This is a genomic window from Actinocrispum sp. NPDC049592 (genome assembly GCF_040675465.1).
In the GTDB taxonomy this organism is placed as follows: domain Bacteria; phylum Actinomycetota; class Actinomycetes; order Mycobacteriales; family Pseudonocardiaceae; genus Kibdelosporangium.
Window position 1 is genome coordinate 356,212 of the sequence record NZ_JBFAPA010000009.1, and the last position, 16,490, is coordinate 372,701.

Here is a 16,490-nt window from a genome sequence, read left to right on the forward strand (position 1 = left end):
CCCAAGTCAGGCTGGCTCTAATGGCAAACAGGTCACTGCCTCATCGTCGCGCCCGCACCGCAAGCGGGGCGCAAGAAGCGTCAGGACACCAGCGACCGCAACGCGTCCGCACGGTCTGTGCGCTCCCAGGGCAGGTCGAGGTCGGTCCGGCCGAAGTGACCGTAGGCGGCGGTCGGCGCGTAGATCGGCCGCAGCAGGTCGAGGTCCCGGATCAGCGCGGCCGGCCGCAGGTCGAACACCTCGGCGATGGCCTGCTGGATCTTCGTCGGGTCAACGGTCTCGGTGCCGAAGGTCTCCACGAACAGGCCCACCGGGGCCGCTTTGCCGATGGCGTAGGCGACCTGGACCTCCATCCGGGTGGCGAGCCCTGCGGCGACGGCGTTCTTGGCCACCCACCGCATCGCGTACGCGGCCGAACGGTCCACTTTGGACGGATCCTTGCCGGAGAACGCGCCACCGCCGTGCCGCGCCATCCCGCCGTACGTGTCCACGATGATCTTCCGCCCGGTCAGCCCCGCATCCCCCATCGGGCCACCGATGACGAACCGCCCGGTCGGGTTGACGAACGTCCGGACATCGGCAGTGTCCAGCTCCAGCGCCGAAATCTCGGGCGTGATCACCTGCTGCAGAATGTCCACAGTGAGCAGACGCTCCAGGTCGATCTTGTCCGCGTGCTGGGTGGACAGCACGACCGTGTCCAGCCGAACCGGCCGGTCACCGACGTACTCGATGGTCACCTGGGTCTTGCCGTCCGGCCGCAGATAAGGCAGCACGCCGTCCTTGCGAACCCGGGTCAGCCGCCGGGAAAGCCGGTGCGCCAACGCGATCGGCAACGGCATCAGCTCGGGCGTGTCCGAGCAGGCGTACCCGAACATCAGGCCCTGGTCGCCCGCGCCCTGCTTGTCCAGGTCGTCCTCGGCGCCCACAGCGGAGTCCACGCCCTGCGCGATGTCCGGTGACTGCGAACCGATGGCGACGTTCACCCCGCACGAGTCGCCGTCGAACCCCTTGGCCGACGAGTCGTACCCGATGTCCAGGATCCTCTGCCGCACGATGGTCGGGATGTCGGCGTAGGCCTCGGTGGTCACCTCGCCCGCCACGTGCACCTGACCCGTCGTGATCAGGGTCTCCACGGCGACCCGGCTGGCCGGGTCCGCGGCGAGCAGCGCGTCCAGGATGGAGTCGCTGATCGCGTCGCAGATCTTGTCGGGATGCCCTTCGGTCACCGACTCCGAGGTGAACAGGCGACGGGACGCGTCACTCATCGGACTCTCCTGACTGTATCAATTCTTCAGTGCTGGACTTGCCGCAGAATCCCGGCGGGGCTGACCCGTTGTCCCTTGGGCCGCACCTGGACCAGCGCGGCGCCACGATGCTTTCCTGCCGCGGTCAGCACGTCCACCAGGGTCGGGCGGTCGGCATAGGACACCCGGGCCAGGAACGAGATGCCGCACTGCAGCGACAACGGGTCGGGCTGGTTGTCGTACAACAAGATCTTGAGCTCGGCGTTGCGCTGCATGGCGGTGATCAGCTCGTTGCCGCCGGCCATCATCGTGTGACCGTCGCGGATGACCACCCACACCGACAGGTCCGGCCGCCGCGTGGCGAGGCTCGCCGCCGCGGCGGGCTGCTGGCCGTGGACGACATGCACGCCATCGATGTCCACCGACAGCGAAGTCCTGACCGCGCAACCGATCCCGGTGTACACCACGATCTGGCCGAGGCCGAGCCCCGGAAGCAACGCCTGAACGGTGTCCAGCGCGACGTAGTCGCCGCATCCGGAGCACCAGTGCGTGTCTGTCCGGGTACCGAGCAGGCCGTCGATTGCGGTCAACGCGAGCCTCCCTAGGCCGGGAACACCGCATCCGAAGCAAGCGTCCCGATTCGAGACGCTAGGGCGCGCTACGCAAGACACGCGCAAGACATAGACTCCCCGGGTGACCCAGGCAGAGATCGACAAGTCACTGGACGTGCTGCGCCGGGTGTTCGGCTACGAGTCGTTCCGCGGGGTCCAGGGCGACATCATCGACCAGGTCGTCACCGGCGGCGACGCGCTCGTGCTGATGCCCACCGGCGGCGGGAAGTCGCTCTGCTACCAGATCCCGGCGCTGGTCCGGGACGGGGTCGGGGTGATCATCTCGCCGCTGATCGCGTTGATGCAGGACCAGGTGGACGCGCTGAACACGCTCGGGGTGCGCGCCGGGTTCCTCAACTCGACCCAGGACTTCGAGGACCGCAGGCTGGTCGAGGCCTGCTACCAGGCCGGTGAGCTGGACCTGCTCTACCTCGCGCCGGAGCGGCTGCGCGTGCCGGCGACCCTGGACCTGCTCGACCGCGGCCGGATCTCGCTGTTCGCGATCGACGAGGCGCACTGTGTGTCGCAGTGGGGCCACGACTTCCGCCCGGACTACCTCGCCCTGTCCGAGCTGCACGAACGCTGGCCGAACGTGCCGCGGATCGCGTTGACCGCCACCGCCACCGAGGCGACCCGCCGCGAGATCGCGACCCGGCTCAACCTGACCGAGGCCCGGCACTTCGTCGCCAGCTTCGACCGGCCGAACATCCAGTACCGGATCGTGCCCAAGAACAACCCCACCAAACAGCTGCTGGACCTGCTGCAGACCGAGCACAAGGGCGACGCGGGCATCGTCTACTGCCTGTCGCGCAACTCGGTGGAGAAGACCGCGGAGTTCCTCAACGCCAACGGCATCGCGGCCGTCCCGTACCACGCGGGCCTGGACAACCGGACCCGCGCGGAGAACCAGTCGCGGTTCCTGCGTGAGGACGGCCTGGTCGTGGTCGCGACGATCGCGTTCGGCATGGGTATCGACAAGCCGGACGTGCGGTTCGTCGCGCACCTGGACCTGCCGAAGTCGGTCGAGGGCTACTACCAGGAGACCGGCCGCGCGGGCCGCGACGGGCTGCCGTCGACCGCGTGGCTGGCGTACGGGCTGCAGGACGTGGTCCAGCAGCGCAAGCTGATCGAGAGCAGCGAGGGCGACGACGCCCACCGGCGGCGGCTGAACAGCCACCTGGACGCGATGCTGGCGTTGTGCGAGACGGTCAGCTGCCGTCGCGTCCAGCTGCTGAACTACTTCGGCGAGAAGGCCGACCCGTGCGGCAACTGCGACACCTGCCTGTCGCCGCCGGAGTCGTGGGACGGGACCATCGCGGCGCAGAAGTTCCTCTCCGCGGTGTACCGGCTGCAGCGGGAACGGCGGCAGAAGTTCGGCGCCGGGCAGGTCATCGACATCCTGCTCGGCCGCAAGACCGCCAAGGTGCTCCAGCACGACCACGACACGCTGAAGGTGTTCGGCATCGGCGAGGACCTCACGGAGAGTGCCTGGCGCGGGGTCGTCCGGCAGCTGCTGGCCCAGGGACTGGTCGCGGTCGAGGGCGACTACGGCGTGCTCGTGCTCACCGAGGCCAGCTCCGCGGTGCTCCGCCAGGAACGCCAGGTCCCGATGCGCCGCGAGGCCGAGCCGGTCAGGAACAAGTCGAAAAAGGCGGCTCCAGCAGCGGCCGCGCAACTGCCGGCCGAGGCGGCGCCGGTCTTCGAGCAGCTGCGGGCCTGGCGGGCCGCGGCGGCGAAGGAACAGGGCGTGCCCGCCTACGTCATCTTCCACGACGCCACCCTGCGCGAGATCGCCACGGTTCGTCCGGCGACACTCGCCGAACTCGGCAAGATCAACGGTGTGGGTGAGAACAAACTCGCGAAATACGGACAGCAGGTGCTCGACACCCTCGAACAGGTGTGATCATGCGTTAAACGGGGGATCCAGGCTCCAGCAGCACCACGCAGGGGAGCCCCGATGTTCACACCGTACGAGCGCAAACAGCTTCGCCTGATCGAGGAATGGTTCGAGCAGGACGACCCGGTACTGGCGCGCACTCTGCGGACCGGACCGATCCGCAAGCCCTCACCGGTGCCCCAGGTCCTCGCCACGTCCGTCGCCGTGGCGCTGGCCGTGCTGGGCATCGTCACCTCGACGTTCGTGCTGATCTTCGCCGCCGCGGTGGCCGCGATCGTGGCCGGCTGCCTGGTCACGAGCAGACGCGACAAGACCCGCTGAGCAGTACGATGAGCCATGGCCGCGACGGCCGGGGTTCCTGTTCTCAACATGCTGCTGTATGTCGTGATCGCGTTGATCCCCACGGCAGTGTGTGGGGCCTTCCTGTGGCTGCCCCGCCTGTTCCGGCGGTTCCAGCGCAGGCCCAAACCCGCACCGGCCGGTCCCCCGATCGAGAAACTCGCCGCTGACCTGCGCAGAGTCCGCCGGATCCTGGTCACCTACGAGTCCGGCACACCCGTCGTCCGGCGGCTGGGCACCCTCCAGGCGTACGACCACCTGCTGGTCCAGGCGTGCCGCGCGGTGCGGGTGCCGCAGCGGATCGACCAGCTGTCCCCCGGCATCGACCTGGAGCTGGAGCGGCTGCGCGTGGAGGAGAGTTTGCGGGACGCGGGGGTGGCGATCACGTAATCTCGGCCCGTGCGGTTCGGGATCCTGGGTGAGGTGGAGGCCCGGCGCGCCGACGGTTCGCTCGTCGCACTGGGTGGCCCCAAGGTCCGTGTGTTGCTGACGTTGCTGCTCGCCGACGCGCCCCGAGTCGTGTCCACCGACCGGTTGATCGACGGGTTGTACGGTTCCTCCCCGCCTGAGGGCGGTGCCAACGCGCTGCAGGCTCAGGTGTCGCGGTTGCGGCGGAGCCTGGGTGGCCTGGTCGAGCGCACTGCGTTCGGCTACCGGCTCGACGTGTCCCCTGCGGATATCGACGCGCATGTCTTCGAGTCGCTGCTGTCCGAGGGGCGTCCCGGTGAGGCGCTGGCGTTGTGGCGGGGGTCGCCGCCCGTTGAGCTGGGTGAGGCGTACCTGTCACGGCTGGAGGAGCTGCGGCTGCGCGCGCTGGAGGCGGACATCGAGGGCTCGCTGGGCCCGGCGAGCGTGCCCCGGCTGCAGGAGCTGGTCGCCGCGCATCCGCTGCGGGAACGATTCCGCGGCCAGCTGATGCGGGCTTTGGCGGCCGGTGGGCGTCAGGCGGAGGCGTTGACCGCTTTCGAGCAGGCGCGTCAGACGCTCGCCGAGGAGCTGGGCGCGGACCCGTCGGCGGAGTTGTCCGGGACGCACGTCGCGATCCTGAAGAGCGAGGCCATCACGCTGACCCCGCCTCCTGCTCAGCTGACCAGCTTTGTCGGGCGGGATGATGATCTTGCGCAGGTCACCGCGTTGCTGGAGCGGCACCGGTTGGTGACGTTGACGGGTCCCGGTGGTACCGGCAAGACACGTTTGGCCGTCGAGGTTTCGCGGGACTTCGAGGTGTGTTTCGTCGAGCTGGCCAAGAGTTCGGACGTGGCTCAGGGCGTGCTCACCGCGTTGGGGTTGCGCGAGTCGCGGACCGTGACCGCGCCGCCCGCCGAACGCATCGCGGCGGCACTGGACTCGCGGCCGTTGCTGCTGGTGTTCGACAACTGCGAGCACGTCATCGAGGACGCCGCCCAGCTCGCCGGATACCTGCTGGCCCAACGGCCCGAGCTGCGCATCCTCGCAACCAGCCGGGAACCCCTTGCCATCACCGGGGAAGCGCTGTACCCGGTGCCGCGGTTGACTCCTTCGCTCGCGGTGCGGCTGTTCAACGACCGGGCCACGGCGGTGCGCGGGTCGTTCGCGGAGGACGTGGCGCACATCTGCGAGGCGCTGGACGGGTTGCCGCTGGCCATCGAGCTGGCCGCGGCGCGGGTGCGGTCGTTGAGCGTCAAGGACATCGCAGCACGGCTGGACGACCGGTTCACGTTGCTGTCCAAGGGCAGCCGGACCGCCGAGGAACGGCACCGGACGCTGCGCGGGGTGGTCGAGTGGAGCTGGGACCTGCTCTCGGCTTCGGAACGGACCCTCGCCGCCCGGCTGACCGTGTTCGCCGGCGGCGCCACCCTCGCGGACGCCGAGGCGGTTTCCGGGCTGCCCGGCGAGGTGTTGGAGAGCCTGGTCGACAAGTCGTTGGTGGAGATCGTCGGCGACCGGTACCGGATGCTGGAGACGATTCGGGCTTTCTGCGCCGAACGGCTCGACTCGCCGGAAATCCGGCTCCGCCACGCGCGGCATTTTCTGGAATTCGCCGCGCACGCGACGTCGTTTTTGCTGGGCTCGGAGCAGCTCGAATGGCTCGACCGGCTCGAGGCCGAACACGACAACCTGCACGCCGCGCTTCGGTTCGCTGTGGACAGTGACCCCGACCTGGCGTTGCGGCTGGTGGGCGCGCTGTCTCCGTACTGGTGGATGCGTGGGCGGCGGTTCGAGGGTGCGCGGCTTTGCCTTGAGCTGGCGGAGAAGCTCGGTCCCGCGCTGCCCGAGGGCCGCGGCGAGGAGTACGTGCTCTGCGTGGTGAACGCGTTGGGCGCCAAGGGGGAAGAGCCGCTGCGGGCACACCTCTCGATGATTCACGCCTGGGGCCGCGCTCGTCAGGCTCCGCCGAAGAACCCGTTCACCACGGTCGTCGTCGCACCCGCGGTCGGCCCGCCGTCCACTGAGGACGCGGCGAAGCTGATCGGTTCGGACCAGTGGAGCACGGCGCTGGAGCCACTGGGCCGGTCGTTCTACGAGAGCTTCGCCGGGGACGTGAACGCCGCCTACCACAGCCTGAACGAGGCGCTGGACCGGTTCCGCGCCTTGGGCGAGCGCTGGGGCAGCATGCAGTGCCTGATGGAGCTGTCGGTGATCGTCAGCTGGCGCGGCGACCACGCGCGGGCGATTTCCTTGCTGGACGAGGCGATCCGGCTGGTCGGCGACCTCGGCTCGACCGACGAGCTCGGTGAGCTGATCATCCGGCGAGCGGACTGCCTGATGAGGTCCGGTGATCCGGCCGCCGCCGCACAGGAGTACCACCGCGTCGAGACGCTGGCCGTACGGCTTGCCACGCCTGGTTTACTGGTCGGTGCGCACCTCGGGCAGGCGACGCTCGCGCGCCGCCGCGGCGATCTCGGGGAAGCGCGCCGTTTGTGCCTGCTGGCGCGGGACGAATGCGGGTCCGGCTGGTTCGGACCGGACTGGACCCGCTCGCGGATCCTCGTCGCGCTGGGCTGGGTGGCTTGTGCCGAAAAGAAAGCCGATGAGGCCGCCGAGTGGTTCGGTCAGGCGCTGGCCGACGCGGGCCGGTGGGACAACAGCGCGCTGCGGGCCGCCGTGACCGAGGGACTCGCCGCGGTGGCGTTGCTTGAGGATGATCCCGCGCGGGCCGCTCGGCTGCTGGGCACCGCGACCCGGCTGCGCGGTATGGCCGTCGCGGGGGATACGGATGTGGGAGCGGTTTCATCGGCCGCAACCGTTCGCATCGGCCCTGACCAGTTCAGTCACAACTACCAGGCCGGCCTGGCCGGTTAGTGCACCAACTTTACGATGCCCCGGCAAGCGGGATGGGTGTTGACACGGTAGGCTTTCACATGCCTGAATTTGGGTCTTAAACAAAGTCGTAACACACAAGCCGCCGCTACCTCCCCACCCTGCACAGGAGGCCTCTGTGGCACACCGCCCATTGTGGCGCGCGATTCTGCCGTGCGCCATGCTGTTGTCGGCCGTCGTGGTCAGCACGCCGGCCGCTCATGCCGCCACGGACTACCAAGCCGAGGACGCGACCATCTCCCAGGGCGTGGTCGAGTCCAATCACGCCGGCTTCACCGGCCGCGGTTTTGTCAACTACGACAACCTCGTCGGCAGCTACGTCGAGTGGACCATCACCAACGCCGCCGCCACGTCCGCGGATCTGAGCCTGCGGTGGGCCAACGGCACCACGCAGAACCGGGCGATGGACATCACCGTGAACGGCACGCTGGTCGCGGATGATCGGGCGTTCCCGGGCAACAACGACTGGACCTCGTGGCAGACGACCACGCTGCGCACCACGATCCCGGCCGGCACCGTTAAGATCCGCGCTACCGCCGTCACCGGGGATGGCGGGCCGAACGTGGACCGGCTGACACTGTCGCCTGTGGACAGTGTGCCGCCACAGCCACCCACCAACCTCCGGTCCACCGGAAAGACGTTCAACACCACCTCCCTGGCGTGGGACGCGGCCGTCGACAACGTCGGCGTCACCGGCTATGACGTGTACCAGCACGGCCAGCTGATGAAGAGCGTCGGCAACGTGCTCGCCACCACCGTCGACGGCCTGACCCCGAACACCGACTACGAGTGGGCGGTCTTCGCCAAGGACGCCGCCGGAAACGTCTCCCAGGCCTCGAATGTCGTCGTGGTGCGCACGGATCCCGCGCCGCCGGACAACCAAGCGCCGACCACGCCGGGCAACCTGGCTTCACCGCGCAAGACCGCGACAACCGCCGATCTCACGTGGACGGCGTCGACCGACAACGTGAAGGTCACCTCGTACGACATCTTCCGCGACAACGTCCAAAGTGGATCCGCTGACGGCAATGCGACGTCCACTGTGGTCGCCGGGTTGACGACCGGCCAGACCTACCGGTTCAAGATCCGCGCGCGGGACGCCGCCGGGAACGTTTCCGGGTTCTCGAACGAGATCAGCGTGACACCGTCGGGCGGCCAGGCCGGTGTGCCGAACCCCGGCGCGGTGACCACTTTGGCCAGTGGCGTGGATGTGGCGTGGGGCGAGGTGTTCCTGCCGGACGGCTCGGCTTTGTTCAGCGAGCGCAACACGTTCAACATCTACCGGTTGACCGCGTCCGGCCAGAAGACGTTGGCGGGCAAGATCAACCAGGCGGTCGGGACGAACGGTGAGGGCGGTCTGCTCGGCCTGGAGGTCGCGCCCACTTTCGCCACGGACCACTGGTTGTACGTGTACCACACCGCCAACGAGGGCAACCGCGTCATCCGGATCAAGTACGAGAACGGCGCGCTTACCCAGAGCACGTACCAGATCCTGGTGCAGGGCATCGCCAAGAGCCAGTTCCACAACGGCGGCCGGCTGCGCTTCGGCCCGGACGGCAAGCTGTACGCCAGTGTCGGTGACGCGCAGACCTCCAGCCGCGCGCAGGACAACAACTCCCTCAACGGCAAGATCCTGCGGATCAACCCCGACGGCACCATCCCCGCGGACAACCCGTTCGGCAACGCCGTGTGGAGCAAGGGCCACCGCAACCCCCAGGGTCTGGACTTCGATTCGCAGGGACGCTTGTGGGAAGCCGAGTTCGGCAATACGATCATGGACGAGGTCAACCTCATCCAGCGCGGCGGGAACTACGGCTGGCCCAACTGCGAGGGCACCAGCGGCAGCTGCGGCGGCTTCATCGCGCCGAAGCGCACCTGGCCGACCAGCTCCGGCTGCCCCAGCGGCCTGACCATCATCAACGACTACGTGTTCGTCGCCACCACCGTGGGCCAGAGCGTCTACCGGATGCGCATCGACCAGAACAGCAACCTCGTCGAGTCCCAGCGCTACTTCCAGGGCACCTTCGATCGCCTGCGCACCGTCGAAGTCGACCCCCAGGGCGACATCTGGCTGACCACCACAACAGACAAAGACGGTGTCCCCAACAACGACAGGATCCTCCGCGTCGACATCCAATACAACTAACGGACCTTCAACCTCCCAATCGCTCGGGTGGCCGGGACAACTGGCGGCGCTCCGGCCACCCGAGCACCCACCCAGGTGAGCGGGAACGAACTGGGTCGGTGAAACCCCGCCCACCAAAGGCTTCTCCCTCGCGGCCCAACCCGCGAGGGAGAAGCCTTCCCGGCCCGCTGTTCTGCGCCCCCATTGGCAGCCCTCGTGGGCGGCCATGTCAGGGACACAGCCACCCACGAGCACCAGAACCTACTGCGCGATCTTCAGAACCCACGCATACTGCCCAGAATTCCGAGCAGCCTCAGGAACATCGATCACCAACTTCCCACCCTGCTGAGCCCACTTCAGCGCAGGACCGTTGTACCCCAACAGAGTCACCCGATCCCCAGCCCGAACAGGCACCGGAGCATCCACAACAACCTGACTCCCCAACCGTTCCAGCGAAGTAATGTAGAACGCCGAGTTGGGCTTGATGGAGAACCGCAGGTTCCCCTGCTGAGCCATCCGCGACCAATAAGTAGTCCCGTAAATGGCCTCACCGTTCACCCGCAGCCAAGCCCCGGTCTCCCGCAAGCGGGTCTGCATGATCTCCGGAATGGAGCCATCGGCACGCGGACCGATGTCCAACAGGAAGTTGCCGTTCTTACTATTGGTGTCCACCAACGTGTCCACGACCTCATCGGCAGTCATGTACATGCTGTCCGGCGTAGCCTTGTTGTACCCGTAGGAACGCGGGTCCAGCCCACGACTGGCCTCCCACTTCTTCACCACGGTATCCGGATACGTTGTGTACTCCGGCGTCGTGAAGTCGTGCGTGGGGATACCGCACCGGTCGTCAACCGTCACGTCCTTGGGCGACGGCCGGTTCTTGGCCTTGTTGAAGTAATCCGCGAACACCGACCGGCTGTCATTCGCCCCACCGATGTCACACCAGATCACGTCGGGGTCGTACTGGTTCACGATCTCGCGCATCTGCGGCGCCTGGAGGTCGTGCACGTAGTCACGCCCGGACTGGTAACCCGTGTAAGGCTCCGGCGCGCCGGTGTACGGATTGCGGGGTGGGTGCCCCATCCACGGGCTGTCGGGGTTGTACCACTCCGGCATCGAGAAGTAGAGCCCGTTGCGCAGTTCGGGGGTGTACTTCCGCGAGGCATCGAACAGGTCCTTCACCAAGTCCCGGTGCGGCCCGAGATCCACCGCGTCCCGACCGGACACTTTGGAGTCAAACAAGGCGAAACCCTCATGGTGCTTGGAGGTCAGCACGTAGTACTTCGCACCCGCACCCGCGATCATCTGAACCCAAGCGCGCGGGTCGTACTTAGCAGCGGTGAACTGCGGGATGAAGTCGTCGTACTTGAAATCCTTGCCGTAGGTGTCCGCGTGGTACTTGTAGACGGCGTTGTTCGGGTCCTCCATCCACCGCCAGTACCACTCGGCGTACTGCTCACCGGGCGGCGACCAGGCGGGCACCGAGTACACGCCCCAGTGGATGAAGATGCCGAACTTGGCGTCATCGAACCAATACGGCGACTCGTGCGTCCCCAGAGAAGCGTCGGTCGCCTGGTAGTCGGCAACGCCAAGGGTGAACCGCACATCCTGGGAAGCCCGCAGACGCTTCCCCTGCGCCACAACCTTCCCGTTCACGATCGTGTCGACGGGAGCACCGGCACGAACGATCCCGATCCGGACGCGGGCCTCCTCGCCCGGCCCCAGCCGCGCAACCGAGGCAGGCTGAACAGTCCGCGCCCCAAAGACATCGGCGTACACGTTCACCGAGTCCTGCGGGGTGATCCACTCGTCGCCGAGGTTGCGCACCGTGGCCTCGACCGCCTGCACCCCGGAGGACAACAACTTCGGTGTCGACCGGGCCGCCTGAACCACCAAGGCCTTGCCCTTGGCGGCCGGCTGCGCGCTCAAAGCGAACACGTGCAGGCTCGTCTGCCCCTCCTGCGCGGGTTTCGTCGTCGGCAAGGTCACCGCGACGACCTCACGGGACGCGTCCGCCCACACCTGAGCGGCCGAGATGGACACCGGGTGCTGGTCGGTACCGCCGCCGGGGGTGTACCGGAACGGCGCGGAAATGGCGCCGGACGAGCTGTACCAGTCCGGGCCAGCCAGCGAAGCAGTGGTGGTCCCGCCGTCGGCATAGTGGACGGTCGCGGTCCCGGAGGCCATGCCGTAGCTGCCGGACACCAGGAAGTTCAGCGAGTGGTACTTGCCCTTGGGCACGTCGAGCTTCTGCCCCATGGCGACGATGTTGTTCTTGGCCCCCGCGGCGGCGACTGGGAACGTGTACGGCACTCCGTCGACGACGATCCGCCCGCTGGGCAGGCCCTCGGCCGGGTAGGTGTACCCGGAGCCATCGAAGTTGCCGTCGTGCGCGGACGAGGAGTCGATGCCGTCGTTGTCGTAGTACTGGGTGATGGGGACGACGACCGGGTCGGGAATGGTGGCCGTGATCAACGGCTCGTCCGCCATGGCCGCGGGGACGGTGCCGGTGAGCAGGGTCAGCAGGGCTAGTGGGGTGATCCAGCGTCTCGGTCTGGTTTGCATGCACGCTCCAGTGAGTGCAGGTATCGCACGTCATCCGATGTTTCCTGCTCAACGCAGACAGCAGGACACCCCGGAGTGGCCATGCGCGGCGGATTACGCGTGAGTCATCCGATGACTTGATGCTGCGGGGCCGGACCTACGCCCGTCAAGACCCAACCGTCGTAGAAACGCCGATGTCGAGCAGATCGCCGACGTACCGGCGCAGCAGGGCGGGCGAGTCGACCCGGACCGTCCCCGGGGTCGTGATCAGCGACAACACCAGCCGCCCGCACCACTCGACCACCACCCGGGCGTCCACGTTCGGAAACTCGCCGTTCGCGATGGCTTGTTTGATGTACGGCCGAACAAAGGCCACGCCCTGCTCGAGGATCGGCGCCGAGTAGACCGTCAGCCACGGCAGGATCAGCCCGGGCGCCTCACGGAGTCCCTTCTGCAGCAACGCGTGCTCGCGGGCGAAGCCGACGATGAACACGATCGTGTCGATGAACCGGTCGCGCAGCGGGCCCGGGCCGCCCAGGATCGGCTCGGCCTGGGCGTGCATCCGGGCGATGTCGCGGTGCAGCAGGGCCTGGACGATGGCGTCCTGGTCGCCGACGTACTTGTAGACGGTCGGCCGGGACACCCCGGCGCGTTCGGCGATCCGCGCGTGCAGCCGGGCGCCGATCCCGGCGTCGAGCAGGCATTCCTCGGCCGCTTCGAGGATCCGCTCGAGCATCTCCCGGTCGCCGGCCATGAGCGAGTTTACAACGAGGGTGAAAACGTCAACGTTCGATGTTGACCGGGCCCCTCACCTGGGTTTACGTTTCATGGACTTCCGTAAAGGAGGCGCCATGCGAGACACCGACCAGGAGCTTGCCGCCGCCCGGCTGCTCAACGGCTCGGTCCGCCGGTCCTACGACCAGGCGGTGGACATCGACTGGGACGCGCCGCTCGCAGAGGACCTCTACTTCTTACCGCCGCACATGTCCACGTTGTACGGAACGCCGCTCTGGCAGGAGATGCCCGACGCGCAGCGCCGGGAGCTGTCCCGCCAGGAGCTGGCGAACCTGCTCAGCGTCGGCCACTGGTTCGAGAACATCCTCAACCAGGCGCTGCTGCGGATGATCTTCGACGCCGACCCGGCCGCCCGGCACACGCACTACGCGCTGACCGAGATCGGCGACGAGTGCCGGCACATGCTGATGTTCGGCCGGCTGATCGAGAAGATCGGCGCGCGCCGGTTCCGCCAGCCGCCGGTCCAACGGCTGTTCACCCGCATGGCACCGCTGCGGATGCGCGGCCTCCAACTGTGGGCGTGGGCATTGGTCGGCGAGGAGATCTTCGACGTCTGGCAACGGCAGATCATGGACGACCCGGGCCTGCAACCGGTGGTACGCCGGATGATGCGCATCCACGTCGTCGAGGAGGCGCGGCACATCCAGTGGGCGCGCGAGGGCCTGGCGCGCCGGATGCGGCACGCGCCCAGGCTGGAACGCGAGATCGTCGGGCGCACCATCGGGATCGGCGGGCCGTTCATGCGCGACCAGCTGGTGAACCCGAACGTCTACCGGCGCGCGGGTCTGGACCCGGGCGAGGCACGGCGGCAGGCGCTGGCGAACCCGCATCACCGGCGCACCAAGCAACAAGGCTTCGACCGGCTGCGGAAGTTCCTGGAGGACCAGGACGTCTTCCGCGGCAAGGCGCGGGAACGGTGGCGGGCAGCGGGGTTCATCGCATGAACCACGACGTCGTCATCGTGGGAGCCGGGTTGTCCGGGCTGTGCATGGCGATCGGGTTGAAACGAACGGGCGTCCAGGACTTCGTTGTCCTGGAGAAGGCCGGCCGGGCCGGCGGCACCTGGCGGGACAACACCTATCCCGGCGCGGGCTGCGACATCATGGCCCTGCTGTACTCGTTCTCGTTCGCGCCGAGTCGCATGTGGACCCGGACCTACGCCGGCCAGCGCGAGATCCTGGACTACATCGACCGCGTGATCGCCGACTTCGAACTGGCGCCGTACATCCGGCTGAACACCGAGGCGGTCAGGTACACCTTCGACCAGGCCACCGACCGTTGGCGGATCGACACCGCCGATGGTTACGTGCTGACCGCGCGGATCGTCGTGACGGCGCAAGGTCCGCTGCATCACCCGCACATCCCTGACCTCAGTGGACTGTCCACATTCGCCGGGCCCGTGTTCCACACCGCCCGCTGGGACCACTCCGTCGACCTGACCGGCAAGCGCGTGGCCGTGATCGGAACCGGGGCCAGCTCCGTTCAGCTCGTCCCGCAGATCGCCAAGATCGCCGCGCACGTCTCGGTGTTCCAGCGGACACCGCACTGGATCATCCCCAAGCACGACCGGCCGATCTCGGCGAACCAGCGCACCCTGTTGCGGCTCTTGCCTTTCCTGCAACGAGCCCGCCGGTACGCGCTCTACTGGTTCTACGAGAGTACGATCCCAGGCTTCGTCAACCCCAAGTACCAGAAGTCCCTGCAGGCACTGGCTTCCGGTCACCTCGCCCGCAAGGTGCGCGATCCGGAGCTGCGCAGGAAGCTCACGCCGTCCTATGTGGTGGGCTGTAAGCGGATCCTCGTGTCCAACGACTACTACCCCACGCTCGAATGCCTGGACGTCGACCTCGTCACCGACCCGATCCAGGAGGTCGCCCCGGACGCGGTGGTGACCGGGGACGGCGCCCGGCACAAGGTGGATGTCATTATCCTCGCCACCGGGTTCAAGATCTACGAGTCCACAATGGACGTCACCGGCCGGGCCACGCTGGCTGAAGCCTGGAAAGACGGCGCTGAGGCGTACCTCGGCATGATGGTCGCCGGGTTCCCGAACTTCTTCTGGCTGCTGGGCCCCAACTCCGGCGGCGGCAACCAGTCGCTGATCTTCACCATCGAGGCCCAGGTCCGCTACATCCTGGGCTGCCTCAAGCTGATGGGCCGCACGGACTCACGGGCGATCGAGGTCAGGCCGCACATCCAGGCGAGGTTCAACAAGTGGGCGCAACAGCGGCTTCGGCGCAGCGTGTGGAACACCGGCTGTCACAGCTGGTACCTGGACGCGAACGGCGTCAACCGCGCACTGTGGCCCGGTTCCAGCCTGCTCTACTGGCGCAGGACCAGGCGCCCCAAGGTCGATGACTTCATCCTCACGCCGTTCGAGGGTGACCTGGACGAGACGCACCGCAGCGCGGCGGTGGTGACCGCGAACGGCGCCGAGATCCCGGTCGAGGTCCATCTGACCGGTCATCTGCAGCCCATCGACGGCAGTTACCAGTGGTACGGCCGGATCCAGCGGAACCCGGAAATCACCGCGCTGCACGAATCGGGCCTGCGGGAGGTGACGGTTCGCCTGCCTGGCGGCAAAGCCAGCAACGCCAGGTTGACCGAGATCGATCCGTGGGGCAACGTCCGGGTCACCGGGACTGGACGGCCGCCGTTTCCCACGCACTGATCTCGGCGAGCGTCCGGGTCCTCAGGTCCTCCGGCGCGGCCGACGCCGTGATCGAACCCCGGGCGATCTCCGCGAGCCGACGCACGTCCAACCCCATGTGGGCGCGTGCGATCTCGTACTGGTCGGTGACATCCGCGCCGAACACCAACGGATCGTCCGAAGCCAGCGCGACCCTGATCCCCGCGTCCAGCAACTCGCCCAACGGAAGATCCTCGTACTCGGCCGCGCCCAACGGCGGATACGAAGCCGGGCACACCTCCACCGCGACATTCCGCGAGGCCAGCAACTCCAAGGTCGCCGGGTCGCGCATGGCCGTGAGCGCATGCCCGAGCCGGTTGGCGCCCAGCAGTTCCACGCACTCCCGCACGTGCCACGCGCCCAGATAGAACCCACCATGCGGCACGACCAACAAGTCCTTGGCCGTCTCCGCCGCCGCTACGAAATCCGCGACCTGCCCGCGTCGCTCGTCATTGGACAGTCCAAACCCGACGGCTCCAAACCGCACCGCCAACTCCGCCAGCTCCAACGCATGCCGCCCCGATCGCGCCCAGCTCGAAGCCACGATCAACCCACAAGGCTCCCCCCGCATCGCGTCCAACGCCGCCTCGACCACCGCCTCAAACCCACCCAACAGCGGCGCATAAGACGTCGGATCGACCTGAATCTCCGTCCACACACACCCATCCCCGCGAGCGTCCACAATGGCCTCACGAACGACCCGCCGCAGATCCTCCGGCGTCCGGATCGCTGCCCGCGCGGCGTCATACCTCGACTGAAACGCCTCCCACGGATGCGGCCCAGGAGGCAGCGGCGGCGGCACAGTCAACCCATACCTCGAAGCCAGCTCAGCCAACGTCGACGGCCGCATCGCACCCGTCAGATGCAGATGCAGGTTCGCCTTCGGCAACATCCTGAGATCCACGAACCCAATCTAGCGAAAACGGGACAGCCACACCGCCGTGAC

Annotated in this window: 12 protein-coding genes; 7 read left to right on the forward strand and 5 right to left on the reverse strand. The window is 67.6% G+C overall.

Annotation, left to right across the window (positions count from 1 at the left end; translation table 11 throughout):
• Window positions 1-80: 80 nt before the first annotated feature.
• Together metK and AB0J95_RS24615 are read right to left on the reverse strand one after the other, a co-directional pair.
• Entirely contained in the window at window positions 81-1,265 is a 1,185-nt protein-coding gene (metK, locus tag AB0J95_RS24610) for a methionine adenosyltransferase (RefSeq protein ID WP_364762016.1), read from the reverse strand.
• Window positions 1,266-1,291: 26 nt separating this feature from the next.
• Window positions 1,292-1,834 (reverse strand): thiamine pyrophosphate-dependent enzyme, encoded by a 543-nt coding sequence (locus tag AB0J95_RS24615; RefSeq protein WP_364762019.1) that lies wholly within the window; start codon window positions 1,832-1,834, stop codon window positions 1,292-1,294.
• Window positions 1,835-1,937: 103 nt separating this feature from the next.
• Between AB0J95_RS24615 and recQ the strand changes: the two genes are divergently transcribed.
• The 5 genes from recQ (at window position 1,938) to AB0J95_RS24640 (ending at window position 9,537) form a co-directional block, all read left to right on the forward strand.
• A complete protein-coding gene (gene recQ / locus AB0J95_RS24620) occupies window positions 1,938-3,758 on the forward strand; it encodes a DNA helicase RecQ (RefSeq protein WP_364762022.1) in 1,821 nt (606 codons plus the stop codon).
• Window positions 3,759-3,812: 54 nt separating this feature from the next.
• Window positions 3,813-4,073, forward strand: coding sequence for a DUF3040 domain-containing protein (locus tag AB0J95_RS24625; RefSeq protein WP_364762024.1), 261 nt, complete (start codon window positions 3,813-3,815; stop codon window positions 4,071-4,073).
• Window positions 4,074-4,088: 15 nt separating this feature from the next.
• A complete protein-coding gene (locus AB0J95_RS24630; RefSeq protein WP_364762027.1) occupies window positions 4,089-4,481 on the forward strand; it encodes a hypothetical protein in 393 nt (130 codons plus the stop codon).
• A gap of 9 nt (window positions 4,482-4,490) precedes the next feature.
• Window positions 4,491-7,373, forward strand: a complete 2,883-nt coding sequence (locus AB0J95_RS24635; RefSeq protein WP_364762030.1) for a BTAD domain-containing putative transcriptional regulator — start codon at window positions 4,491-4,493, stop codon at window positions 7,371-7,373.
• Window positions 7,374-7,509: 136 nt separating this feature from the next.
• Window positions 7,510-9,537 (forward strand): PQQ-dependent sugar dehydrogenase, encoded by a 2,028-nt coding sequence (locus AB0J95_RS24640; protein WP_364762033.1) that lies wholly within the window; start codon window positions 7,510-7,512, stop codon window positions 9,535-9,537.
• Window positions 9,538-9,777: 240 nt separating this feature from the next.
• Here AB0J95_RS24640 and AB0J95_RS24645 read toward each other — a convergent pair whose 3' ends face one another.
• Window positions 9,778-12,081 carry an alpha-L-fucosidase gene (locus tag AB0J95_RS24645; protein ID WP_364762036.1) on the reverse strand — a complete coding sequence of 768 codons (2,304 nt, stop codon included), beginning with the start codon at window positions 12,079-12,081 and terminating at the stop codon, window positions 9,778-9,780.
• A gap of 145 nt (window positions 12,082-12,226) precedes the next feature.
• Window positions 12,227-12,814 (reverse strand): TetR/AcrR family transcriptional regulator, encoded by a 588-nt coding sequence (locus AB0J95_RS24650; protein WP_364762039.1) that lies wholly within the window; start codon window positions 12,812-12,814, stop codon window positions 12,227-12,229.
• A gap of 97 nt (window positions 12,815-12,911) precedes the next feature.
• Here AB0J95_RS24650 and AB0J95_RS24655 point away from each other — a divergent pair, with 97 nt between their 5' ends.
• Together AB0J95_RS24655 and AB0J95_RS24660 are read left to right on the forward strand one after the other, a co-directional pair.
• On the forward strand, window positions 12,912-13,799 hold the full coding sequence (locus AB0J95_RS24655; protein WP_364762042.1) for a diiron oxygenase: 888 nt from the start codon (window positions 12,912-12,914) through the stop codon (window positions 13,797-13,799).
• Window positions 13,796-15,526 carry a DUF4873 domain-containing protein gene (locus tag AB0J95_RS24660; RefSeq protein ID WP_364762045.1) on the forward strand — a complete coding sequence of 577 codons (1,731 nt, stop codon included), beginning with the start codon at window positions 13,796-13,798 and terminating at the stop codon, window positions 15,524-15,526. The genes AB0J95_RS24655 and AB0J95_RS24660 overlap by 4 nt, the downstream gene beginning before the upstream one ends.
• Here the strand turns inward: AB0J95_RS24660 and add are convergent.
• A complete protein-coding gene (gene add / locus AB0J95_RS24665) occupies window positions 15,489-16,448 on the reverse strand; it encodes an adenosine deaminase (RefSeq protein ID WP_364762048.1) in 960 nt (319 codons plus the stop codon). The two genes, AB0J95_RS24660 and add, sit on opposite strands and share 38 nt — an antisense overlap.
• Between the last annotated feature and the right edge of the window lie 42 nt (window positions 16,449-16,490).